The sequence below is a fragment of the Streptomyces sp. TSRI0281 genome (genome assembly GCF_001905125.1).
Taxonomy (GTDB): domain Bacteria; phylum Actinomycetota; class Actinomycetes; order Streptomycetales; family Streptomycetaceae; genus Streptomyces.
The window spans coordinates 205,943-229,703 of the sequence record NZ_LWLE01000033.1 but is presented as its reverse complement, the minus strand read 5'-3'; the positions used below and the strand labels follow the sequence as shown (position 1 = coordinate 229,703).

At 72.0% G+C, this 23,761-nt stretch carries 21 protein-coding genes; 11 read left to right on the top strand and 10 right to left on the bottom strand.

The window, feature by feature from the left end; translation table 11 throughout:
* The first annotated feature begins 4 nt into the window (after positions 1-4).
* Positions 5-1,303, top strand: coding sequence for a sensor histidine kinase (locus tag A6A29_RS30240; RefSeq protein WP_079183090.1), 1,299 nt, complete (start codon positions 5-7; stop codon positions 1,301-1,303).
* Positions 1,304-1,385: 82 nt separating this feature from the next.
* Here A6A29_RS30240 and A6A29_RS30235 read toward each other — a convergent pair whose 3' ends face one another.
* From A6A29_RS30235 to A6A29_RS30225, 3 genes are all read right to left on the bottom strand, one after another.
* Positions 1,386-2,834, bottom strand: coding sequence for an MFS transporter (locus tag A6A29_RS30235; RefSeq protein WP_107468362.1), 1,449 nt, complete (start codon positions 2,832-2,834; stop codon positions 1,386-1,388).
* 156 nt (positions 2,835-2,990) lie between these two features.
* Positions 2,991-4,187 carry a lipid-transfer protein gene (locus A6A29_RS30230; protein ID WP_073725457.1) on the bottom strand — a complete coding sequence of 399 codons (1,197 nt, stop codon included), beginning with the start codon at positions 4,185-4,187 and terminating at the stop codon, positions 2,991-2,993.
* 12 nt (positions 4,188-4,199) lie between these two features.
* Positions 4,200-6,515 carry an acyl-CoA dehydrogenase gene (locus A6A29_RS30225; RefSeq protein ID WP_073724896.1) on the bottom strand — a complete coding sequence of 772 codons (2,316 nt, stop codon included), beginning with the start codon at positions 6,513-6,515 and terminating at the stop codon, positions 4,200-4,202.
* Positions 6,516-6,718: 203 nt separating this feature from the next.
* On the opposite strand from A6A29_RS30225, the gene A6A29_RS30220 reads away from it, so the two are divergent.
* The gene (locus tag A6A29_RS30220) at positions 6,719-8,569 is read left to right on the top strand and encodes an MFS transporter (RefSeq protein WP_073724894.1); all 1,851 of its coding nucleotides are present in this window, start codon (positions 6,719-6,721) and stop codon (positions 8,567-8,569) included.
* On the opposite strand, the gene pepE is transcribed toward A6A29_RS30220, so the two are convergent.
* Positions 8,532-9,260 carry a dipeptidase PepE gene (gene pepE, locus A6A29_RS30215; protein WP_073724892.1) on the bottom strand — a complete coding sequence of 243 codons (729 nt, stop codon included), beginning with the start codon at positions 9,258-9,260 and terminating at the stop codon, positions 8,532-8,534. The genes A6A29_RS30220 and pepE overlap by 38 nt on opposite strands.
* Before the next feature lie 34 nt (positions 9,261-9,294).
* A complete protein-coding gene (locus tag A6A29_RS30210; RefSeq protein ID WP_073724889.1) occupies positions 9,295-10,122 on the bottom strand; it encodes an IclR family transcriptional regulator in 828 nt (275 codons plus the stop codon).
* A gap of 148 nt (positions 10,123-10,270) precedes the next feature.
* Between A6A29_RS30210 and A6A29_RS30205 the strand changes: the two genes are divergently transcribed.
* From A6A29_RS30205 to A6A29_RS30175, 7 genes are all read left to right on the top strand, one after another.
* On the top strand, positions 10,271-11,224 hold the full coding sequence (locus tag A6A29_RS30205) for a DUF1177 domain-containing protein (RefSeq protein WP_073724887.1): 954 nt from the start codon (positions 10,271-10,273) through the stop codon (positions 11,222-11,224).
* A complete protein-coding gene (locus A6A29_RS30200; protein ID WP_073724885.1) occupies positions 11,224-12,618 on the top strand; it encodes a cytosine permease in 1,395 nt (464 codons plus the stop codon). The genes A6A29_RS30205 and A6A29_RS30200 overlap by 1 nt, the downstream gene beginning before the upstream one ends.
* On the top strand, positions 12,615-13,922 hold the full coding sequence (locus A6A29_RS30195; RefSeq protein ID WP_073724883.1) for a M20/M25/M40 family metallo-hydrolase: 1,308 nt from the start codon (positions 12,615-12,617) through the stop codon (positions 13,920-13,922). The genes A6A29_RS30200 and A6A29_RS30195 overlap by 4 nt, the downstream gene beginning before the upstream one ends.
* A 137-nt stretch (positions 13,923-14,059) precedes the next feature.
* Positions 14,060-14,716 carry a class I SAM-dependent methyltransferase gene (locus A6A29_RS30190; RefSeq protein WP_073724881.1) on the top strand — a complete coding sequence of 219 codons (657 nt, stop codon included), beginning with the start codon at positions 14,060-14,062 and terminating at the stop codon, positions 14,714-14,716.
* A 23-nt stretch (positions 14,717-14,739) separates the two neighbouring features.
* Entirely contained in the window at positions 14,740-15,678 is a 939-nt protein-coding gene (locus A6A29_RS30185; protein WP_073724879.1) for an N-acetylmuramoyl-L-alanine amidase, read from the top strand.
* Between the two features lie 176 nt (positions 15,679-15,854).
* Positions 15,855-16,691 (top strand): DUF5336 domain-containing protein, encoded by an 837-nt coding sequence (locus A6A29_RS30180; protein ID WP_073724877.1) that lies wholly within the window; start codon positions 15,855-15,857, stop codon positions 16,689-16,691.
* Between the two features lie 113 nt (positions 16,692-16,804).
* Positions 16,805-17,815: an LLM class F420-dependent oxidoreductase gene (locus A6A29_RS30175; protein ID WP_073724875.1), complete on the top strand. Its 1,011-nt coding sequence runs from the start codon at positions 16,805-16,807 to the stop codon at positions 17,813-17,815.
* Between the two features lie 15 nt (positions 17,816-17,830).
* On the opposite strand, the gene A6A29_RS30170 is transcribed toward A6A29_RS30175, so the two are convergent.
* Entirely contained in the window at positions 17,831-18,613 is a 783-nt protein-coding gene (locus A6A29_RS30170; protein WP_073724873.1) for a maleylpyruvate isomerase family mycothiol-dependent enzyme, read from the bottom strand.
* Between the two features lie 40 nt (positions 18,614-18,653).
* Positions 18,654-19,208 carry a hypothetical protein gene (locus A6A29_RS30165; RefSeq protein ID WP_073724871.1) on the bottom strand — a complete coding sequence of 185 codons (555 nt, stop codon included), beginning with the start codon at positions 19,206-19,208 and terminating at the stop codon, positions 18,654-18,656.
* A 140-nt stretch (positions 19,209-19,348) separates the two neighbouring features.
* On the opposite strand from A6A29_RS30165, the gene A6A29_RS30160 reads away from it, so the two are divergent.
* A complete protein-coding gene (locus tag A6A29_RS30160; RefSeq protein WP_073724869.1) occupies positions 19,349-19,642 on the top strand; it encodes a hypothetical protein in 294 nt (97 codons plus the stop codon).
* A 13-nt stretch (positions 19,643-19,655) separates the two neighbouring features.
* Here A6A29_RS30160 and A6A29_RS30155 read toward each other — a convergent pair whose 3' ends face one another.
* The 3 genes from A6A29_RS30155 to A6A29_RS30145 all read right to left on the bottom strand — a co-directional run bounded on the left by A6A29_RS30155 (position 19,656) and on the right by A6A29_RS30145 (position 22,865).
* Entirely contained in the window at positions 19,656-20,729 is a 1,074-nt protein-coding gene (locus A6A29_RS30155; protein ID WP_073724867.1) for a prenyltransferase, read from the bottom strand.
* The gene (locus tag A6A29_RS30150) at positions 20,726-21,466 is read right to left on the bottom strand and encodes a class I SAM-dependent methyltransferase (protein WP_073724865.1); all 741 of its coding nucleotides are present in this window, start codon (positions 21,464-21,466) and stop codon (positions 20,726-20,728) included. Before A6A29_RS30150 ends, A6A29_RS30155 begins: the two co-directional genes overlap by 4 nt.
* 85 nt (positions 21,467-21,551) lie before the next feature.
* Complete coding sequence (locus tag A6A29_RS30145; RefSeq protein ID WP_073724863.1) at positions 21,552-22,865, bottom strand: glycosyltransferase family 4 protein; 1,314 nt, start codon at positions 22,863-22,865, stop codon at positions 21,552-21,554.
* Between the two features lie 229 nt (positions 22,866-23,094).
* Here A6A29_RS30145 and A6A29_RS30140 point away from each other — a divergent pair, with 229 nt between their 5' ends.
* A complete protein-coding gene (locus tag A6A29_RS30140; RefSeq protein WP_073724861.1) occupies positions 23,095-23,706 on the top strand; it encodes a TetR family transcriptional regulator in 612 nt (203 codons plus the stop codon).
* The last annotated feature ends 55 nt before the right edge of the window (positions 23,707-23,761 follow it).

Below are 23,761 nucleotides of genomic sequence, written 5' to 3'. Positions count from 1 at the left end.
GAATATGTCCAAGGCCGGTACCGAGTCCCTGAAGGCCCGAGCCGGGCGATGGCGCGAGGCCCGCGCGAAGCGGCGCGCGTGCCGGCGCCCCGGACCGCCGGGACCGTACACGCTGCTGCCCTGGCTGCTGCTGGGGCTCGGCGCGTTCTCCAACCTCTGGCAGGGCCGGACGCCCAACCCGTGGATCGGCGGCCTCGGTCTGCTGACCTTCAACTCCCTCTACGTCTCCGTGGTGTTCAGAGGGTTCAACGAACGGACGCGGGAGAGCGCGACCTCGTACCGGCTGCTCGCCGCGATGGCCGCGATCACCTTCGCGCTGGCGATCGGCTACGGCGGCAGCTGGCTGCTGTTCTTCCCGCTGCTGTCGCTGGCCTGCGGCACGATCCTGCGCGGCCGTCGGCTCGCGGTCGGCCTGATCACCCTCTCCGGTGCCGCGGTCGTGGTGTCCGTGTGGCGCGGCGACCATGCCTCGGAGCCGTGGACCATCGGGTACGGAACGTTCCTCTCCGGTGCGGTGACGGCCGCGCTCCTCACCCTGTCGGAGACCGTGATGGAGCTGCGTGCGACCCGGCAGGAACTGGCCCGCGGGGCGGTGGAGCGGGAACGGCTGCGCTTCTCCCGCGATCTGCACGATCTGCTGGGGCACACGATGTCGGTGATCGTGGTCAAGTCGGAGGCGGCCCGACGGCTCGCGCCGCACGATCTGGACGCCGCACTCTCGCAGGTCGCCGACATCGAGTCGGTGGGCAGGCAGGCGCTGACCGAGATCCGGGAGGCGGTGACCGGCTACCGCGAGGGAAGCCTCGCCACCGAGCTCGACCGGGCCAGGTCCGCGCTGACGGCCGCCGGGATCGAACCGGTGGTACGCCGCACCGGGCCGCCGCTCGCGCCGCAGACGGAGGCGCTGCTGGGCTGGGTGGCACGGGAGGCGGTCACCAACGCCGTACGCCACAGTGGCGCGACGCGCTGCGAGTTCGTCGTCGACTCCACGCCCGAGCGGGTCCGGCTGACCGTCACGGACGACGGCCGCGGCCCTGACCCGGAAGGCACCGCCCGCACCGCCGGCGCCGTCCGCGCCGTCCGCCCCGTCGGCGGCACCGGGCTGAAGGGGCTCACCGAACGCCTCGCCGTCGCGGGCGGCAGGCTGGAGGCGGGTCCGGGGCCACGGGGCGGCTTCGTGGTGCGGGCGGAGCTGCCGGTGGAGGCGCCCGACGAGGATGCCGGAGACGAGGATGCCGGAGACGAGGGTGCGGGGGCCGAGGGTGCCGGGGACGAGGACCGGGAGCCGGCGCCGGGCCGGTGAGCGGGACGCGCCGGGCCCGCGGGACGCCCCGGCCCCCGGGATCACCGGCCGCCCGCGGCGTCCGTACGGGGCCGCCTCGGCCTCAGCTCTTGGCGGACCGGGACCGGGTCCGCTGCCCCGGAAGCCACAGCAGCATCAGCAGGACCCCGCCGATCAGCACCGCCGCGGCCGTGCGGAAGGCCAGGGCGTATCCGGCCGTGACCTCGGCCGCGCCCGTGGCACCACCGGTGCGGGCGGCGGCGACCGTGGAGAGCACCGCGAGGCCGAGCGCACCGCCCATGGTGCGGGAGGTGTTGACCAGCCCGGAGACGAGTCCCGCGTCGCCGGGTGCCGCGCCCGAGGTGGCGAGGGCGGCCAGCGGCGTGGAGGCGAGTCCCGATCCGGCCATCATCAGGATGCCGGGGATGAGGATGCCGGTGATGTACGGGCCGTCGGCGGTCATGGTCGACTGCCAGCCGAAGCCCGCCGCGGTGACCAGCACACCGATCACCGCCAGCCGCTTCGCGCCGATGCGCGCCATCAGGCGGGGGGCGGCCTTCGAGCCGATGACGACGGCCACCGAGGTGGGCAGCAGCGCGATCCCGGCCAGCCAGGGCGTGTACCCCAGCACGTTCTGCGCGTACACGGTCATGAAGTACCACATGGCGAAGGTGGCGGACCCGATCAGGAACATCGCCACGTTCGCCGAGGACACCGCCCGTACGCCGAACACCCGCAGCGGCATCAGCGGGGCCGCCGCCCATGCCTCCGCCAGGACGAAGGCGGCGAGCAGCAACAGCCCGCCGAGCAGGGGGACCAGGGTGGCCGGGGACATCCACCCCTCCGCCTCGGTCTGCACGATCCCGTACGCGACGGAGGCCAGGCCCGCCGTGACGAGGACGGCGCCCAGCAGGTCGACGCGGCGCCGGTCGCCCGCCCGGCCCTCGGCCAGCCAGAGGGCGGCCCCGACCAGGACGAGGGCGCCGATCGGCACATTGATGAGCAGGACCCAGCGCCAGGAGAGGGCGTCGGTGAGCACCCCGCCGATCAGACCGCCGGCCGCGCCGCCGCCCGCCCCGACCGCCATCCAGGTCCCGATCGCCTTGGTGCGGGCGGGTCCTTCGGGGACGGCCGCGGTGAGGATGGTGAGGGTGGCGGGCGCCAGTACGGCAGCGCCGAGCCCCTGCGCGGCGCGGGCGGCCAGCAGCTGCCAGCCCTCCTGGGCGAGGCCGCCCGCGAGCGAGGCGGCGGTGAACAGGCCGAGCCCGATCAGGAACATCCGCTTGCGGCCGTAGATGTCCGCGGCCCGGCCGCCGAGCAGCATGAATCCGGCGAACGCGATCGAGTAGGCGTTGACGACCCACTGGAGTGCGGGGGCGCTCAGCCCCAGGTCGGTCCGCATGGACGGCAGGGCCACATTGACGACCGCCACGTCGAGGATGACCAGGAACTGACCGGTGCAGGCCGCAAGCACGACGGCCCAGGTGCGGGGCCTTATTCGGGTGGGGGTGCGGGTGGGTACGGGTGTGGAGACGTCAGCCATGGATGTCATGGTCCCAGGCGCCCGGCGCTCCGTACATCGGGTTGCCGCCGGTCCGGGCACCGGGGCGCACCACAGCTCACCGGAGCGCACCGGAGCTCCAGGCGCCCCGGGGTCGGCCCACCGGAGCTCCGGGCTCGGCGCACCGGAGCTCCACGCGCCTCGGGGTCAGCGGCGCAGCAGGGTCACCACCGCCGCTCCGCCGAGCCCGATGTTGTGCGCGAGGCCGGTGCGCGCGCCCGGTACCTGGCGGGCCCCGGCCTCGCCCCGCAACTGCCAGGTCAGCTCGGCGGCCTGGGCGATTCCGGTGGCGCCCAGCGGGTGGCCCTTGGAGATCAGCCCGCCGGACGGGTTGACGACCCAGCGGCCCCCGTAGGTGGTGGCACCGGACTCCACGAGCTTTCCGGACTCGCCCTCCTCGCACAGCCCGAGGGCCTCGTAGGTGAGGAGTTCGTTGATGGAGAAGCAGTCGTGCAGCTCGATCACGTCGAGGTCGTCGGCCGAGAGCCCCGAGGCCGCGTAGACCTGCTGCGCGGCCGCCCGTGTCATGGGTGCTCCGACGGCGTCGACGCAGGTGCCGGAGGCGAAGGACGCGCCGGTGTCGGTCGTCATGGCCTGGGCGGCGATCTCCACCGCCCGGTCGCCGAGACCGTGCCGGTCGACGAAGCGTTCCGATACGACGACGGCGGCGGCCGAGCCGTCGGAGGTGGGTGAGCACTGGAGCTTGGTCAGCGGCCGGTGGACGGTCCGGGCGGCGAGGATCTCCTCGACCGTGTACGGGTCCTGGAACTGGGCGTACGGGTTGTTCACCGAGTGCCGGTGGTTCTTGGCGCCGACCGCCGCGAGCTGCGCCGCCGTCGTCCCGTACCGCTCCATGTGTTCGCGGGCCGCGTTGCCGAAGATCTGGGCGGTGGGCGGGGACATCTCGAAGCCGTGCGCGGCGGCCATGATCCCGTAGTGCCGGGCGACCGGCGAGGTCTTGAAGTCCGCCGCGCCGCCGTCCGCGCCGCCGCCCCCGAGGGAACCGCGCGCCATCTTCTCGAAGCCGAGGGCCAGTACGCAGTCGCTGATCCCGCCCTCGACGAACTGCCGGGCCATCATGAGCGCGGTCGAGCCGGTGGCGCAGTTGTTGTTGACGTTGTAGACGGGGACGCCGGTCAGTCCGAGTTCGTAGACGGCCCGCTGTCCGGCCGTGGAGGGCTGGAAGCAGTAGCCGACGGGCACCTGTTCGACCTGGTCGTACCGGATTGCGGCGTCGTCGAGCGCCTTGGTGCCCGCTTCCTTCGCCATGTCCCAGTACTGCCAGTCGCGGGTCTCGGGCTTCTCGAACTTCGTCATCCCGACGCCGACGATGTACGCCTTCATCATGTGTGCCCTTCAGTCCTTGGGGAGGCCGAGGATGCGCTCGGCGACGACATTGAGCTGGACCTGTGTGGTGCCGCCCGCGATGGTCAGACAGCGCGACATGAGGAATCCGTGCACGGCCCGTTCCGCGCCGTCCTCGGCGGTGGCGCCCGCCGGGCCGAGCAGTTCGAGGGTGAGTTCGGCGACCTTCTGCTGGTGGGTGGTCTGGACGAGTTTGCGTACGGAGGCTCCGGCGTCCGGCTCCTGTCCCGCGACCTGCTGGAGCGTGGTGCGCAGACCGATGCAGGCCAGCGCGTGGGCCTCCGCGGCGAGCGCGCCGATGCGGGCCCGGCCCGCCCCGTCGAGCTCGGCCGAGCGGGCGATCAGTGCTTCGAGTCCGGTGTCGAAGGTCATCTGGTCGGCCATGTGGACGCGTTCGTTGCCCAGGGTGTTGCGGGCGACGCGCCAGCCGTCGTCGATCTCCCCGACGACCGCGTCGGCGGGGAGCAGCACGTCGTCGAAGTACACCTCGTTGAACAGGGCGTCCCCGGTGATCTCCTTCAGCGGCCGGATGTCGATGCCCCGGGCGTTCTTCATGTCCACCAGGAAGTAGGTGAGGCCCCGGTGCTTGGGGGCGTCCGGGTCGGTCCGGGCCAGCAGGATGCCGTGGTCGGCCCACTGGGCGGCGCTCGTCCAGACCTTCTGTCCGGTGACGCGCCAGCCCTCGTCGGTCCGTACGGCCCTGGTGCGCAGTGCGGCGAGGTCGGACCCGGCGTCCGGTTCGGAGAAGAGCTGGCACCACAGGAGTTCGCCGCTCAGCGTGGGCGGCAGATAGCGCTCCTGCTGCTCCCGTGTGCCGTACGCGAGGAGGGAGGGCACCACCCAGGTGGCGATGCCGAGGCCGCTGAGCGCGATGCCCTGCTCCTTCAACTCCTGTTGCAGGGCGAGTTGTTGTACGGGGTCGGCGGCCAGGCCGTACGGGGCGGGCAGATGCGGGGCGGCGTATCCGGTGGGGGCGAGGGCGCGGCGGGCGTCACGGGGGCCGAGGCCCCGGGCGGCTGCCAGGTGCGGGCGTGCCTCGGCCCGGTGGCGGGCGGCCCCGGGGGGCAGTTCCAGGGCGAGTTCGCGGCGGGCACCGCCCTCGGCGAGCCGGACGGCCCGCAGCCGGTGGGTGTCCCCGGCCCCGAGCAGCTGCCGGGCGACCACCGCGCGGCGCAGTTGGAGGTGGGCGTCGTGCTCCCAGGTGAAGCCGATGCCGCCGAGGATCTGGATGCAGTCCTTGGCGCAGCCGTACGCGGCGTCGAGCGCGGTGGCCGCGGCGAGGGCGGCGGCCAGTCCCCGTACGCCGGGGCCCTCCTCGGTGGCGCGGGCGGCGTCCCAGGTCAGGGCGCGGGCCTGTTCCAGACGGACGAGCATGTCGGCGCAGAGGTGCTTGACCCCCTGGAACTGCCCGATGGGGCGGCCGAACTGCTCGCGGGCCTTGGCGTGTTCGGCGGCCGTCGCCACGGACCGGGCGGCGCTTCCACAGGCGTCGGCGGCGAACAGGACGGCGGCGAGGTCGCGGACGAGCGCGGAGTCGGCGGGCACGGAGCGGTGCGCCGGGACGCGTACGGCCTCGGCCCGGATCCCGGCGGTGGTGCGGGTCGGGTCGACGCCCCGGTGCGGGCGTACGGTCAGCCCGTCCGTGGCGGTGTCGACGGCGAACCAGCGGATCCCGTCGGCGGTGGTGGCGGGGAGCAGCAGCAGGTCGGCCTCGGCGCCGGAGAGTACGGGCGGTGCCGTGCCGTCGAGGAGGTGGCCGTCCCCGTCCGCGACGGCGGTGAGGGTGCCGGGGGTGAGGGCGAGGGCGCCGACGCGGTCGCCGGTGGCGAGGGCGCGCACGAGTTCGCGCACCGGTCCCCGCCCCGCCGGACCGCCGGTCTCCTCGCCCGTCCGCTCTTCCGCCCGCTCCCGCGCCTCGGGCAGCGCTGCGGGCGCCACCCGCTCCCCCGCCCGCTCTTCCGCCCCCTCCCGTGCCCCGGGCACCGGCTCGCGCACCGCCGCGAACAGCACCGCGGAGGTCAGCGCGCTCGCCAGGTAGGGCCCCGGCAGGGAGCCGTGGGCGGCCTCTTCGAGGACGACGGCGAGGTCGAGGAGCCCGCCTCCCCCGCCCCCGTACTCCTCGGGCAGATGGACGCCGGGGAGGCCCTGTTCGACGAGCCGCGCCCAGTGTGCGGGGCGTGCGCCGGGGACCGGAGGGGCTTGCGTGTCGAGGATCTTACGGATCTCCCCGGGCGGCACGGCACGGGCCAGCCACCCGCGTACGGCCTGTGCCAAGGCGTGATGTTCTTCGGTGATTCCGATGCCCATTGCGGATCCTCGCCGGTCGCAGCCACTGGAACGGCGCAAGAGTAGAACACGTTCCAATATGACGGAAGGTCAGAACACCGGCCGTTTCGAGCCGTGTCCCGTTCGTGCCCCGTTCACCGGAATACCGCGCGCATACGAAAGCGTTCACCATGCACACACTTGGGGGGAGCCCGGGTGGTCAATGCTGCCCGGAGGCCACACGTATGCGACGGACGACGAACGAACAGCACGCCGGGGAACTCCCCGATCCAGGTAAGGAGCGTGCGGGCGGCATCGTCCCCGTACTCGCGTTCGCGGGCATCACCGTCGCGGTGATGCAGACCCTGCTCGTCCCTGTCATCAAGGACCTGCCCGTCCTGCTGGACACCGACCCGTCCAACGCCACCTGGGTGATGACGGCGACGCTCCTCGCGGGCGCCGTCTCCACCCCGATCATGGGCCGGCTCGGCGACCTCTACGGCAAGCGCCGGATGCTGCTGGTCAGCCTCGCCGTCATGGTGATCGGCTCCCTCATATGCGCCTCCACCGACGACCTCGTCGTGATGATCGCCGGACGCGCCCTCCAGGGCTTCGCGATGGGCGCCATCCCGCTCGGCATCGGCATCATGCGCGACGAGCTGCCGCGTGAGCGGCTCGGCTCGGCGATGGCGCTGATGAGCTCCTCGGTCGGGGTGGGCGGCGGACTCGCGCTGCCCGCCTCCGCGCTCGTCGCCCAGCACGCCGACTGGCACGCCCTGTTCCTCGGCTCGGCCGGACTCGGGGTACTCGCCATGGCGCTCACCGTCCGCTTCGTGCCCGAGCCCCCGCTGCGCGCCCCCGGACGCTTCGACCACATCGGCGCGCTCGGACTCTCGCTCGGACTCGTCTGCCTCCTGCTGCCCATCACCAAGGGCAGCGACTGGGGCTGGACCTCGGGCACCACGCTCGGACTGATCGCCGCGTCCCTGGTGATCCTGCTGCTGTGGGGCCTGTTCGAGCTGCGCAGCCCCGCGCCGCTGGTCGATCTGCGGACCACCGCCCGGCGCGAGGTGCTGCTCACCAACCTCGCCTCCATCATGGTCGGCGTCGCCTTCTACGCGGTCTCACTCGTCCTGCCGCAGCTGCTCCAGCTGCCCGCGTCGACCGGCTACGGTCTGGGGCAGTCGATGGTCGTCGCCGGGCTCTGCGTGGCGCCGCTGGGTCTGACGATGATGTTCGTCGCCCCGCTGTACGCGCGGCTGTCCGCCCGACGCGGCCCCAAGGTGACCCTGATGCTCGGCATGCTGATCATCGCGATCGGCTACGGTGCCGGGCTCGGCCTGATGAGTGCCGCCTGGCAGACCGTGGTGATCTCGGTGATGCTCGGGGCCGGGATCGGGCTCGCCTACTCCTCGCTGCCCGCGCTGATCATCGGGGCCGTCGACCCGTCCGAGACGGGCGCGGCCAACGGTCTGAACACCCTGATGCGTTCGATCGGCACCTCGGTGTCGAGTGCCGTGATCGGCATGGTGCTGGCGAACACCTCGGTACGGATGGGCCCGGCGGAAGTCCCCTCCATGGAGGGCTTCCGGATCTCGTTCCTGATCGCCACGGGCGCCGTGCTGATCGGTCTGGTGCTGGCCGCGTTCCTGCCCTCGCAGCGGGCGGCGACGCGTCCGGTGCTGCTGGCGAGCAGCGCGGACGACGCACAGGCCGCGCGGGCCCTCCGGGCCGGCTCCGGACCGGCCGCGGGGCCCGGACCGGCTCCGGCCCCCGGCCCGGCCCCGGTGCTCGTCGCCGGATCGGGCGGCTTCCACGGGCGGGTGCTGAGCACGGACGGGGCGCCGGTGGCGCGCGCCAATGTGACGCTGATCGACACCCGGGGCCGGCAGGCCGGGCTCACCGTCGCGGACGACGAGGGCAGGTACGCCCTGGCGGCCGAGCCCGGTGGCCGCTATGTGCTGGCGGCCACGGCCACCGGGTACGCGCCGCGCGCCTGCCCGGCGGCGTCCCCGGCGACCGGCCGCCCCGCGGAGACCGATCTCGTGTTGAGCGCGGTCAGCGCACCGGAGCGTCGAACCGCGGCGCTGTCGTGAGCAGCCGCGACACGTCGGACCCCGGCGGGAGCTCCTGAGGCTCGGCCGCGCGGGTGAACAGCCGGGCGGGGCGGGCGCCCTGGACGTGGGCCCGACGCCCGTCGACACGGAGCCAGGAGCCCTCGCGCAGCCCGAGCACGGGTACGTCGTTCTCCTCCAGGAACTCGGTGAGCCGCTCCTCGCGGGTCTCGCCCTTGTGGGTGCTGGCCGGGTCCGGGTCCAGATAGTGCGGGTTGATCTGGAACGGGACCAGGTCCAGCGTCTCGAAGGACGGCGGCTGCACGATGGGCATGTCGTTGGACGTGCGCAGGGTCGGGGCGGCCATGTTGGTCCCCGCGCTCGCCCCCATGTACGGCAGCCCGCCCCGTACCGCGTCGCGCACGGCCTCGCGCAGACCGGTGCGGTAGAGGGCGCTGAGCAGCCGGAAGGAGTTGCCGCCGCCGGTGAACACGGCGTCGGACGCGGCGAGTTCGGCGACCGGGTCGGCGTTCTCGTGGACACCGCGCACGGTGATGCCGGACGGCTCCAGGGCCTCGCGGACCCGCGCGGTGTACGCGGTGTAATCGGCGAGCGCGTACGGGACGAAGGCGAGACGCGCGTTCGCGGGGAGGAACGCGGTGACGGTGTCCAGGGCGTGTTCCAGGTAACCGCAGCCGTACTGGGTGGAGTTGGAGAGCAGAAGCAGATTCACGGGGTTCCTCGGGTACGTCGGCACATCGGGTCGGTCAGGTGGTGCGGGGCCGCCGGGCGCGGGACTTCGGCCGCTGCGGCGGGTGAGTGAGGCGCTGCTCCAGCAGCTGGGCCGCGTGGCGCAGCGCGTCGAGCCGGTCCTCGGGCGCCCCCTGGAACCGGTCCTCCCCGCCACCGAGACTGAGACTCCCGTACGGCTCGCGCCCCAGGAACACCGGTACGGCGACGGTGGCGATCCCGGTGTCGTACTCACCGACCGTCCAGGCGTAGCCCTGGGCCCGGACCTTCATGAACTCCCGTTCCAGCAGGTCCGGTTCGGTGACGGTGCGGTCCGTGAAGCGTGCCATGGGACGGCCCCGGAAGAGCCGGTGGCGCTGCTCGTCGGGCAGATAGGCGTAGTACGACTTGCTGGTCGCCCCCGCGTGCGCCGGGTAGAGCTCGCCGACCAGCGGGTAGTAGCGCAGCGGTCCGGTCTCGCCCTCCTCGGCGGCCACGCAGCGCATATGGAAGCTGTCCGGAAGGCAGAACAGGACGGTGTCGCCGGTGGTCCGGCGCAGCTCCTCCAGGACCGGACCGGCCAGCAGCTCCAGTGAGCCCGAGCGCTCCCAGAGCCTGCCGAGCCGCAGTACGGCGGGGCCGATGCGGTAGCGGCGGGTGACCGGGTCGGAGACCAGGAAGCCCCGGCCCGCCAGGGTGGCGAGGAGCCGCTGGGCGACCGAGGTGTCCCAGCCGAACTCCTCGGCGACCTCGGTGACGCCCCAGTCGGGTCTGGTGCGCTCGAAGGCGAGCAGCACCAGGAGTGCCCGGTCGACGGTTTGCAGCGCCCCGGCGGGCTTACGCCGGTCCAGATCGTAGTCGGTCATCGCATCTCACCATTCAGACCGGAATTGCAAATAACGGGAAACAGTTGCGTTCCACGCTATCCGATCCCGAATGTTGCCTCAGCACCCCGCCCCGCGCTCCCCTCCGTCGAGCGCCGGGCGGGTGTCAGGATCAGGAGAAAGGCCCCCCATGTTGAAGTACGTACTGGACATCGTCGAGCTTCTGGACGATCCCCAGGTCAATGGCAAGACGGTCGTCGAATACCTCGACGCCGCAGCGGGGGCCGAGGGCTCGTCCGCACAGGTCACCACCGTCACGGGTGACCAGGGCTCGACGGACTTCGTGCTCGTCCGCATCCCCGGCTCCCGCGGCCGGACGTCGGGCGGCAGCGCCCGCACCCTCGGTGTGGTGGGCCGGCTCGGCGGCATCGGCGCCCGGCCCGAGGTGACCGGTCTGGTCTCCGACGCCGACGGCGCGGCCTCCGCCATCGCCACGGCGGCCAAGCTGCTCGACATGCGCCGTCGCGGCGATGTGCTGCCCGGTGACGTGATCGTCGCCACCCACATCTGCCCGAACGCGCCGACCGAGCCGCACGACCCGGTGCCGTTCATGGGCTCGCCCGTGGACATCGCCACGATGAACCGGCACGAGGTGACCGCCGACATGGAGGCCGTGCTCTCCATCGACACCACCAAGGGCAACCGGATCATCAACCACAAGGGCCTGGCCCTGTCGCCCACCGTCAAGGAGGGCTGGGTGCTCCGGGTCAGCGAGCAGCTCGGCGAGCTGCTGGCCGTGGTGACCGGTGAGCCGTTGGTCACATACCCGGTGACCACCCAGGACATCACGCCGTACGGTAACGGTGCACACCACATCAATTCGATTCTCCAGCCCGCCACCGCGACCGCCGCTCCGGTCGTCGGTCTCGCGGTCACCTCGGCCGCCGCGGTACCGGGCTGCCAGACGGGCGCGAGTCACGAGAGCGACATCGCGTCCGCCGCCCGCTACGCCGTGGAAGTCGCCAAGGGCTTCGGCGCCGGGAACCTGGACTTCCACGACGCGGTGGAGTTCGACAACCTCGTCAACCGCTACGGGTCGCTGGCTCACCTGCAGACCCTCGGCCGCATCCCCCAGGAGTCCTGATGGCATCCGCCCCCCAGGCCGGCGCCACGGCCCCCGAGGCCAAGAGCATCGGCAGCGACGACTACTCGCTCTCGCGGGTCCCGCGCGACAAGCGCTTCGGCTTCTGGTCCATGCTCCTGCAGTGGCTGGCCCAGTCCGGCTCGATCTCCCAGTTCACGCTGGGCGCCACCATCGGCGTCGGCATGACCTTCGGGGACGCCTTCCTCGCCTTCACGCTCGGCGCGGTGATCCTGGAGATCGTGATCTTCGCGATCGGTCTGGCCGGTATGCGCGAGGGTCTGGCGACCCCGATGCTCACCCGTTGGGCGGGCTTCGGCCGCAACGGTTCGGCACTGGTCAGCTTCGTCATCGCGGTCAGCCTGGTCGGCTGGTTCGGCGTCCAGAACACGATCTTCGGCAACAGCGTCTCGGCGCTGGTCGGCGGACCGTCCTGGATGTGGTGCGTGATCGCGGGCATCGCCATCACGGCCCTGGTGATCTTCGGCTTCAAGTACATGGCCCTGTTCGCCAAGATCGTCACCCCGCTGTTCTTCGGGATGGTCGCCTGGTCGATCATCACGACGCTCAACGACCACTCGATCAGCGACCTGATCAACTCGCCGCCGCCCGGCGAAACGATTCCTCTCGCCGTCGCCGCCACCGCCATCGCGGGCGGTTACATGACCGGCGCCATCGTCTCCCCGGAGATGACCCGCTACAACCGCAAGGGCTCGCACGTCTTCGTGCAGAGCGCCTCCTCGATGATCCTCTCCGAGTACATCGTGGGCATGGTCGGTGTGCTGCTCGGCCATCTGGTGAAGTCCAACGACGTGTCGCACATCGTGCTCTCCACCTCGGGCGCCTTCGGGGTGATCGTGGTCCTGATGTCCACCGCGAAGATCAACGACTGGAACCTGTACGGCTCCTCGCTCGGCGTCGTCAACTTCTTCCAGGTCGTCTTCCGCAAGCGGCTGCACCGCGGCGCCGTCACCATCGTCCTCGGCATCGCCGGCACGCTCCTGTCCGCGGTCGGCATCATGACCCACTTCACGGAGTTCCTCTCCCTGCTGGGCGTGATGATCCCGCCGATCGGCGGCATCATCGTCGCCGAGTACTGGGTCGTGAAGCGGATGCGCAAGCCGCTGGACGACACCCGCGAGGCCGAGACCCTGCCCCGCACCTCGCCCACCTGGGTGCCGATGTCCCTGGTCATCTGGATCGTGGCCTTCTGCGTCGGCAAGTTCTACGACGGCGGTATCCCGGCCCTCAACTCGCTGGCCACCGCCTTCCTGCTCTACTGCGTCCTCGGCCTGCTGGGCTGGGTCAAGCCGTACGGCACCTCCACCCTGGAGGACGAGGACGGCAGCAGCCCGGCCCCCACCACCCGTGAGACCACCGCGGCAGGAGCAGCATGACCCTCACCCCCGCCTCCGAGCAGGCCCAGACCGAGGTCGTGGACCTCTGCGCCGAACTGATCCGGTTCGACACCTCCAACCCGACCAGTGACGAGCGCGCCGCCGCCGACTGGGTGGTGGGCCGCCTCGCCGAGGTGGGCATCGCCTCCGAACTGGTCGAGTCCGCCCCGGGCCGGGCCAGCGTCATCGCCCGGATCGCCGGGGGCGACCCCACCCGCGGCGCCCTGCTGGTCCACGGCCACCTGGACGTCGTACCCGCCGACGCCTCCGAGTGGCAGGTCCCGCCGTTCTCGGGCGAGATCCGCGACGGCTACCTCTGGGGCCGGGGCGCGATCGACATGAAGGACACGGTGGCGGTCATGCTCGCCACCGCCCGGCACTTCGCCCGCACCGGCACGAAGCCGGCCCGCGACGTGGTGCTCGCCTTCCTCGCCGACGAGGAGGCGGGCGGCAAGTTCGGCGCCCACTGGCTGGTCGAGCACCGCCCGGACCTCTTCTCCGGGGTCACCGAGGCGATCGGCGAGGGCGGCGGCTTCTCCTTCGCCATCGACGACACGCGCCGGCTGTACCCGATCGAGAACGCCCAGCGCGGCATGGCCTGGATGGAGCTCACCGCGAACGGCCGGGCCGGCCACGGCTCGTCGCCCAACGACGAGAACGCGGTCACCGACCTCGCCGAGTCCCTCACCCGGATCGGCCGCGAGACCTTCCCGATCCGGCTGATCGAACCGGTCCGCGCCCTGCTGGAGGAGGCCGCCCGGCTCTACGGCGTCGCGTTCGACGAGAACGACATCGAGTCCAGCCTGGCCCGGCTGGGCCCGGTCGCGGACTTCATGCAGGTGGTGCTCCGCAACTCGGCGAACCCCACCATGTTCAACGCGGGCTACCAGACCAACGTCATCCCCGGGAAGGCCACCGCCCGCGTCGACGGCCGCTTCCTCCCCGGTCACGAGCAGGAACTGATCGACACGATCGACAGGCTCCTGCTCCCCTCCGTCAGCCGTGAGTGGGTCAACCACGACATCGCGATGGAGACGACGTTCGACGGCCCGCTGGTCGACGCGATGTGCGACGCCGTCCGCGCCGAGGACCCGGACGGCCACCCCGTCCCGTACTGCAACCCGGGTGGCACCGACGCCAAGGCGTTCACGCACCTGGGCATCCGCTGCTTCGGCTTCAAGGGCCTGAAGCTCCCGCACGACCTGGACTACGGCCGCCTCTTCCACGGCGTGGACGAGCGCGTCCCGCTGGAGGGCCTGCGCTTCGGCGTCCGCGTCATGACCCGACTCTGGCAGAGCTGCTGACCCGAGCGCACAGCTCCGCCGGGGGCCGCCCCGACCCGGGCTCACCCCACGTACGCCCCCGCCGATCCCTTCGGCGGGGGCGTACGGCACGATGGGGCGCCGTTCCGCACCCGCCCCCGCCCCACCAGGAGGAACCCGTGGCCGCCGAGTCCGCAGCCGGGCCCAAGCCGGAGATTCTCGCCGCGTTCGAGGCCGCCAAGGGCTTCATGCCGGTACACGAGGGGCTCGCCCTGTACGCGGCCGCCGCCGGGGCCGCCGCGCTCGGGCTGCCGCTGCTGGAGGTCGGAACGTACTGCGGGCGTTCCACGATCCTGCTCGCCGACGCCGCCCGTGCGGCCGGTGTGACGGCGCTCACCGTCGACCACCACCGCGGCAGCGAGGAGCAGCAGCCCGGCTGGGAGTACCACGATCCGACCGTGGTGGACCCGGAGGTCGGGCGGATGGACACCCTGCCGGCCTTCCGGCGCACCCTGCACCGGGCCGGTCTGGAGGAGCACGTGGTGGCGCTCGTGGGGCGCTCCCCGCAGGTCGCGGCCGTCTGGGGCGGAAAGCTCGGCCTCGTCTTCATCGACGGCGGGCACACCGACGAGCACGCGAGCGGCGACTACGAGGGCTGGGCCCCGCATGTGGCGCCGGGCGGGTTGCTCGTCATCCACGACGTGTTCCCCGACCCGGCCGACGGCGGACAGGCCCCGTACCGGATCCATCAGCGGGCACTGGCCTCCGGGGCGTTCGCCGAGGTGTCGGTGACGGACTCGCTCCGTGTCCTGCGGCGCACCGGAACGGGGATCTGAGCCGCCCCGATAGCATCGCCCGCGTGCGTTACGACAACAGCGTTCCCCCCACTCGCCGCGCCCGGCCGCTGCTCGCCGCCGCGCTGGCTTCGCTCTGCCTGACCGTCACCGGATGCGGAGGCGGTGGCGGGGGTGACGGCGGGGCGGCCCCCGTGCAGCCGCGTCCGGGCTCCGGCGCCGACACGTCCGCACCGCTCTCCCCGTCCGCCCCGGTGTCACCGTCCGCGTCGAAGAGCCCCGAGCCGAAGCCGGCCACCTCCTCCGCGTCCACGAAGCCCCTGCCGAAGGGGCCGCTCAGCGGACGGACCGTGGTGATCGACCCGGGGCACAATCCGCGCAACCGCGAGCACACCCGGGAGATCGGCCGCCAGGTGAACATCGGCACCGGCACCAAGGAGTGCGACACCACCGGGACCTCCACCAACGGGGGTTACGCGGAAGCCCTGTTCACCCTCGATGTGTCGCACCGGCTGCGCGACCTGCTCGAAGCGCAGGGGGCGAAGGTGAAACTCACGTACGACAACGACCGCCCGTTCGGCCCGTGCGTCGACGAACGGGCCCGGATCGGCAACGAGGCCGCGGCCGACGCGGTGGTCTCGGTGCACGCCGACGGGTCGGCGGTGGGCAATCGCGGCTTCCATGTGATTCTTCCGGCCCTTGTCCGGGGCGGCGCGGCGGACACCTCGAAGATCGTCGAACAGTCGGCCGATCTCGGTGCCCGGATCGCGGGCAACTTCCTCCGGACCACCGGAACTGCGCCCTCCAATTACATCGGCGGCAATACCGGTCTGGACACCCGTAAGGATCTCGGCGGACTGAATCTGTCGACCGTGCCCAAAGTCTTCATCGAATGCGGCAATATGCGTGATCCGAAGGACTCCGCCCTGCTCACCAGCGGCAGTTGGCGCCAGAAGGCCGCCCAGGGACTGGCCGACGGCATCACCGGCTACCTCAAGGGGTAGTTCTGGGGGGAATTTGGGGGGATAGCCGACCAGGCTCCGGTCCGGGGCACAACCCGACCGGGCAGACGATAGATTCATCCGTACGATGGGGAGCCGCCCCCGAGCTTCGTGCCGTACCCGCCGCAAAGGCGGCAGCGACGACCGCCCCGACGAAACGACCGACTAAGGACCTTCACGTGAATATCCGCTCCCTCACTCGAGGCGACGGCGTGGTGATCGGAGCAGCGGTCGTGCTGTTCATCGCCTCTTTCCTCGACCTCTCCGGCTACGACTGCCCGCAGGGCGTCGACTGCTCCCAGTACAGCGCGAACGCCTGGGACTCGCTCTCGCTCCTGATGAGCATCTTCCTGGCCGGTGTCATCGGTGCGGCGCTGCTGATCGTCGGTCGCGCCACTCCCGGCCGCAAGGTCGCGGGTTTCGATCTGGCCCCGTTCGGAGCCGCGTTCTGCGTCTTCGCGCTGTGGACCGCCTTCTGGACGACCATCGACGCCAATGACGCGGGCGCGGGCATGATCCTCGGCCTGCTGGCGGCCATCGTACTGGCGGCCGGTGCGGTCGCCGGTCCGCTCATTCCCGCGCTCAAGGCGCCGCTCGCCGGTGCGCCCCGCCCCGCGCAGGCCGTCCAGTCGCCCTACGGTGCCCAGCCCGGCCAGGGTTACGGCTACCCCGGCGCCCAGCAGCCGCCGTACGGTGCGCAGCCGGGTCAGCCCCAGCCGTACGGTGCGCAGCCGCAGCCCGGTCAGCCCGACGCGGCCCAGCCGCAGGCCGCCGCTCAGGCGCAGCAGGCTCCGCAGGGCGGCGGCGCTCCGGCCGCCGACTTCACCCCGTTCTGGTTCGCCGTTCCGGTGGCCCGTCCGCTGTACGGCGAGGACGGTTCGCCGAACCCGATCGCCGAACTGGCTCCGGGCACCTGGTACCTCGCGGTGGAGCAGCGCGGTCCGGGCCTGATCGCCCAGACGCAGGACGGCCGTCGTGGCGTCCTCCAGGACACCACGGGCATCCAGCGCGGCTGACGTCCACGCACGGCCCCGCGGCCCCTCGCCCTTCCGGGCGGGGGGCCGTTGTCGTACAGTCCTTCAGGCGCCAGCTATCTGACACATCGTCATATACCGTCGGAGGGACCGGAATGCGGCTCGGACTCGCTCTCGGATACTGGGGCCGCGGCCCGGACCCCGGCCATCTCGCGCTGGCCCGGGAGGCGGAGGATCTCGGCTACGACTCGGTGTGGACGGCGGAGGCCTGGGGTTCGGACGCCTTCACCCCGCTGACCTGGATCGCCGCCCACACCTCCCGCATCCGGCTGGGCACGGCCATCGCGCAGATGGCGGCCCGCACGCCCACCGCGACCGCCATGCACGCGCTGACCCTGGACCATCTCTCGGGCGGCCGGATGATGCTCGGTCTCGGGCTCTCGGGGCCGCAGGTGGTGGAGGGGTGGTACGGCCGCCCGTTCCCGAAGAGCCCGCTGACGGCCACCCGTGAGTACGTCGATGTGATCCGCCAGGTCCTGGCCCGCGAGGCCCCCGTCGAGCTCGACGGGCGCTTCCACTCCCACCCGTACACCGGCCCGGACGGCACCGGACTCGGCAGAGCGCTGAAGCCGATCACCCATCCGCTGCGCGCCTCCCTGCCCGTACTGCTCGGCGCGGAGGGGCCGAAGAACATCGCCCAGAGCACCCGGATCGCGGACGGCTGGCTGCCGCTGTACTGGTCACCGCTGCGCACCGAGGTGTACGCGGACGCGCTGACCGGGCTCCGCGACGACTTCATGATCGCGCCGATGGCGCGGGCGCGGCTCTGCGACGACGTCGCGGAGGGGCTGCTGCCGGTGAAGGCGATGCTCGGTTTCTACATCGGCGGGATGGGGCACGCGGCGCGCAACTTCCATGCCGATCTGATGGCCCGGATGGGCTTCGAGGAGGAGGCCCGGCACATCCAGCACCTGTTCCTCCAGGGCCGCAGACAGGAGGCGGTCGCCGCGGTGCCGGACGCCTTCGCCGATGAGATCTCGCTCGTCGGGCCGCGCCAACGCATCAAGGAGCGGCTGGAGTTGTGGCGGAAGGGGCCGGTCACCGATCTGCTGGTCACGGCGCCGGACCCGGCCACCCTGCGCGTGCTGGCCGAGCTCAACAGCTGAGGGCCCCCGCACGGCTCATCCGAACGACGAGCGCTCCAGCCAGAAGTCCAGCAGTTCCGCGTCGCCGAGCACCTCGACCCGGTCGCTGCCGGGGTCCAGCCTGCGGTTGAAGACGAGCATCAGATCGGTGAGCGGTCCGCGCAGGGCGACGGTGGCCTTTTCGTGGGCCCGCCGCCAGGTGAAGCCGTCCTCGCCGAACTCGATCAGCCACTCGGCGCCCGGCACGTCCGTGGCGTGCAGATGCAACGAGCGCCCGGCGCCGCGCAGTTCGGCCGCCTCCGGGTCCTCACCGCCGTCCTGGACGAAGGAGACGATCCGGAGCCATTCGTCGATGGTGTCGGCGGCCACCTCGGGCGCCACCTCGAAACCGGTCCCGGCCGCCAGGGCGGCGTCGGCGCGGTGGACGACCGTCTCGTGCGTCATGCGCCGCACCCAGAAGTCCGTCCGGCGCTCCCAGGCCCACGTCCAGACCTCCGTACCCGGCCCGGCCTCGCGCAGGGCCGCGACCGCCGACGCGGCGCCCACGGCGAGCCAGGTGTCGAGGGCGGCCGGATCGTCCCCCTCGGGCCCGGCGAACCCCGGAATCCGTTCCTCGGCTATGTCCTCACCGGCCCGGCTCCGCACGATCTCACCGACCCAGCGGTGTGCGCCGCCGACATGGACGGCGAGTTCCCGAAGGTTCCAGTCCGGGCAGCTGGGAACGGTCGCCGTCAGGTCGGCGCCCTTGAGGACCGCCCTCAGTTCATCGGTCTGGTGGAGGATCTCGTCGCAGTAACGGTCGTACGGGAGAAGCGTCATGGGCGCACCCTAAGCGCTGTCACCACACCGCCCCACCCCATTATCCGCTCAGCTGTGCGGTGGAGGGGACCTTGTCCTTCACCTCGGCGCCCGCGCTCTTCCCGGCGTCCTTGATGTTGTTGATGACGTTCTCGAAGGCGCCGATGTCACCGTCGCCCGCCTCGCCCTTGCGGAGTCTGGTGGCCATCCCCCTGAGCGATTCGATACCGGCCGTCAGCGGGGCGACGGCCTTCGCCAGCAGCGGGTCGCCCTTGGCGTTGTTCGCCGCCGCCTTGAGCCGGTTGTACGCGAAGGCGCCCGCCAGCCCCGCCTTGACGACGGCGAAGGTCCGGCCGTCGGCACCCTTCTTGAACGTGCCCGCACGGTAGGGCTTCACGATCCACTGGTACGTCGCTCCGGCCGCCAGGCCCGCGTTGGCCACGAACCGGGTCTTGGCGAGCTTCTGCCGCTCCGCGGAGGCCGAGCCGCTGGGCGTCGCCGCGCCGCTCATCGTGTCGCCGCTGTCGCTGTCGCCGCACGCGGTGGTGCTCACCAGCACGGCACAGGACATCAGCAGCGCCACGAGGAGACGGCGAAGCGGCATGGAACGGGGCACGGCGGGCCTCCCTGACCGGGCACTTTCGCGCCGAGCGCCGGAGATCGGCACTCCTGGTCAGGCTGGCCCGCAGGGCCCCGGGCCGCCACTCGTGCCACCCGTCCGGGTTTCACCCGGCGCGGAGCGGCAACCCGGAGTCCATGTCTCACAGAACAAGCAAAGGAAGCGTCACCGCAGCACGAGTCATCGCCGTCGTGGCCGACATCATGGCCTTCATCATCGGCCTGTGGATCCTGATGTATCTGCTCGACGCCAACCGGAGCAACGACCTGGTGCAGTTCGTCCAGGACTCGGCCAGGTGGCTGGCCGGCTGGTCGTACGACCTGTTCACCTTCGACGAGGCGTGGGCGCGGGTCGTCGCCGGCTACGGTCTGGCGGCCGTCGTCTACCTCGCCGTGGGCCACGCCGTCGCGGGCCGGGTCGGCCGCTCCTGACCGCCCCGGCCGTTCAGCGGCAGCAGTCCGGCTCCAGGCCGGAGGGCAGCCGTTCACCGCTGAAGACCGCGGTGGTCGCCTCGTCCCCACCGAGCGCGGCCACCGCGAGCAGCAGGGACCCGGCGGTCCAGGTGGTGAGCTCCTCGGGCCAGAAGGCCCGGTTGCCCTCGAAGACGTATCCGGTCCAGTACAGGCCGCCCTCGGCGCGCAGGTGCTGGATGGACTGGAGGACCTCCAGGGCCCGGTCGGACTCCCCCGTCACCCAGAGCGCCAGGGCGAGTTCGCAGCTCTCGCCGCCCGTCACCCAGGGGTTGGGCAGCACACAGCGGACCCCGAGTCCGGGGACCACGAAACGGTCCCAGCCGTCCTGGATACGGCGGGTGGCGTCGGCTCCGGTGAGCGCGCCGCCGAGGACCGGGTAGTACCAGTCCATCGAGTAGCGGCTCTTGTCCAGGAAGCGTTCCGGGTGGCTGCGGATCGCGTGGGCGAGCGCGCCGGTCGCCAACTCCCAGTCGGGCTGCGGCTCTTCACGCCGTTCCGCGAGGGCCAGCGCACAGCGCAGGGCCTGGTGCACGGAGGAGGAGCCGGTCAGCAGGGCGTCGGTGACCGGGGTGCCGTCGGCCTCGCGCTTCCAGCCGATCTGGCCGCCCGGCTGCTGGAGCCCCAGGACGAATTCGACCGCGGCGTGGACGGTCGGCCACATCCGGTCGACGAACGCGTCGTCGCCCGTGGCGAGGTAGTGGTGCCAGACCCCGACGGCGGCATAGGCGCAGAAGTTGCTCTCCCGGCTCCGGTCGGTCGGCTGCCGGGGATCACCGTCGTGGTAGGCGGCGTACCAGGAGCCGTCGGCGTTCTGGTTGCGGGCGAGCCAGTCGTAGGCGCGTTCCGCCGCCGCGTGCTCGCCGGACGCGTCCAGCGCCATGGCGGCCTCGGTGTGGTCCCACGGGTCGAGGTGGTGGCCGCGGAACCAGGGCAGCGCCCCGTCCTCGCACTGCGCCGCCACCAGCGCGGCGACCGTCTCGGCGGCCTGCTCGGCGGTGAGGACGCCGGGCAGGACGAGGTGTTCGGTCTGCTCGGGGGTGCTCACGCCTCGGCCTTGGTGAGGTGCGGCTTGGTGGCGTACGCGACGAAGCTCTTGCCGACGACCGGGTTGAGCAGCTGCTCGGCGACCCGGGTGGCCCGGGGCTTCTTCATGATGTCCCAGACCAGCAGCTTGTGGTACGCGCGCACCGGCAGGGCGGCGTCCTTGCCGTCGCGGCCCACTCCGAACGCGCACTTCAGCCACCAGTAGGGGCTGTGCAGCGCATGGGCGTAGTGGGTGCCGTACGGCTTGAGCCCGGCCTCGCGGATGCGGCCGAGCAGTTCGTCGGCCTTGTAGATGCGGATGTGGCCGCCCTCGACCTCGTGGTACGCGTCGGAGAGCGTCCAGCAGACCTTCTCGGGGCCGTAACGCGGCACGGTGATCGCGATCCGGCCGCCGGGCCTGAGGACCCGGACCATCTCGGCGAGTACGCCCTTGTCGTCGGGGATGTGCTCCATGACCTCGGAGATGATCACGACGTCGAAGGAGTTGTCGGGGAACGGCAGATTGAGCGCGTCGCCCTCCATCGCGGTGGCGGTGGCGCCCCGGGGAGCCTCCCCCGCCTCCTTCATCGCGGCGAACCACTTCGCGACCTCGCGGATCTCCTCGCCGTTGCGGTCGAGGGCCACCACCTGGGCGCCGCGCCGGTAACACTCGAAGGCGTGCCGGCCGGCACCGCAGCCCAGGTCGAGCACTCGGTCGCCTGCGGCGAGCGGGAAGCGGGTGAAGTCGACGGTCAGCACAAGGGCCTGCCTTCGAGGTCGGAGGTACGGGTTCCGGGGGGGTGGGTCGGGGAGCGCCGCAGGGGTCAGGGGGCGCCGGGAGCGGTCACCTGCGGGCTCCGCTGGCCGCGATCGCCTGACGGTACAGCTCGGCGGTTCCGACGGCCGCCCCGGCCCAGGTGAAGTTGGCCAGAACCCGGTCACGGCCGGCCGCGCCGAGGCGGGACCGCAGCTCCGGGTCGCCCAGCAGCCGGGCCAGCGCCACGGCCAGCGCGTCCGCGTCCCCGGGCGGCACGGCGAGGCAGGTCTCCCCGTCCCGGCCGGTGACCTCGGGGATGGCGCCCCCCGTGGTGGCGACCAGCGGGGTGGCGGTGGCCATGGCCTCGGCGGCGGGCAGCGAGAAACCCTCGTACAGCGAGGGCACGCAGGAGATCTCGGCGCTGCGCACGAGGTCGACCAGCGCGGCGTCGCTGATGCCCTTGACGAACTCGACGGCGTCCTGGAGCCCGTGCCGCTCGATGGCCTGCGCGACCGGCCCGTCCTCGGCCCGCTTGCCGACGACCACGAGGTGCGCGTGCGGGTTCTCGGTGCGGAGCTTGGCGAGCGCCTCGACGAGGTGGACCAGGCCCTTGAGCGGGACGTCGGCGCTGGAGGTGGTGACGATCCGGCCGGGCACCTCGGCGACCGAGGGATCGGGCGACCAGAGGTCGGTGTCGGCGCCGATGTGCACCACCCGGATGCGGTCCTCGCGTACGCCCAGGTGGTCGACGATCTCCTGCTGGGAGGAACCGGAGACGGTGAGTACGGAGGGCAGCCGGCGGGCGACCCGCTTCTGCATACGGGTGAATCCGTACCAGCGGCGCACGGAGGCGCGGCGGCGGCGGTTCTCGGCGGCGTCCAGATCGAGCCGCCGGTCCACGGTGATGGGGTGGTGGATCGTGGTCACCAGGGGAGCGCCGAGGTCGGCGAGCAGACCGTAGCCGAGGGTCTGGTTGTCGTGGATGATGTCGAACTCGCCCCGGCGGGCGACGAGATGGCGCCGGGCCCGCAGGCTGAAGGTGAGGGGTTCGGGGAAGCCGCCGGTCCACATGGTGGCGACCTCGGCGAGGTCGATCCAGTCGCGGTACTCGCCGCGGGCCGGGGTGCGGAACGGGTCCGGCTGCCGGTAGAGGTCCAGGCTCGGCAGCTCGGTGAGCGTGACGCCCTCGTCCAGCACCGGGTAGGGCTGGGCGCCTATGACTTCGACGTTGTGCCCCAGGCGCGCCAGCTCGCGGCCGAGGTGGCGCACATAGACGCCCTGGCCGCCGCAGAAGGGGTTGCCCTTGTAGGTGAGGAGTGCGATGCGCAACGGCCGGTCGCCGGTACTGCCGGACGTGCCGACGCCCGTGCGGGGGCCCGTCTCTATGGCCTCAGCGGTCACACTCGGCCCCCTTCTCACTGCGTGTTCGCCGGAGCGTAACCGCTCGCGCTAATCTAGAACAAGTTTCAGACTGGATCGTTCAATGAGGTCCGAATCTACCGGCAGGTAGCGATGGCGTGACGGCCGGATCAGGTGATTCGCGCCACGGCAGGCACCCTGGCATGCTGTGCGCGCCCGGAAGCTCGCTCGACCGCTCTCGGATGCGGACGAAAGCCATGGATGGGGAGTCATGACCGCGGAAGCCAGACCGGCAGCGCCTCCGCTGACCGAACGCCAGGAGGCCCGCCGCCGCCGCATCCTGCACGCCAGCGCCCAGCTCGCCGGCCGGGGCGGGTTCGAGGCCGTGCAGATGCGCGAGGTGGCCGAGGCCGCCGGGGTCGCCCTGGGCACGCTCTACCGCTACTTCCCCTCCAAGGTCCATCTGCTGGTCGCCACCATGCAGGATCAGCTCCAGCACATGCACACCACGCTCCGCAAGCGCCCGCCCGCCGGGAACGACGCCGCCCAGCGGGTCGCCGAGACACTGATGCGCGCCTTCCGCGCCCTCCAGCGCGAACCCCATCTGGCGGACGCGATGGTACGGGCGCTGACCTTCGCGGACCGCAGCGTGAGCCCCGAGGTGGACACCGTCTCGCGGCTCACGACGGCGATCATCCTGGACTCGATGGGGCTGGATCACCCGACGCCGGAACAGCTCTCCGCGGTACGGGTCATCGAGCACACCTGGCACTCGGCGCTGATCACCTGGCTGTCGGGCCGGGCCTCGATCGCCCAGGTGAAGATAGACATCGAGACGGTCTGCCGCCTCATCGACCTGACGGCGGAACCCGGTACGCCGTAGGGGGCGCGGCAGCCCCGGTGCGGCGCCGGGCGGCCGGTGACCGTACGGCGCGGGG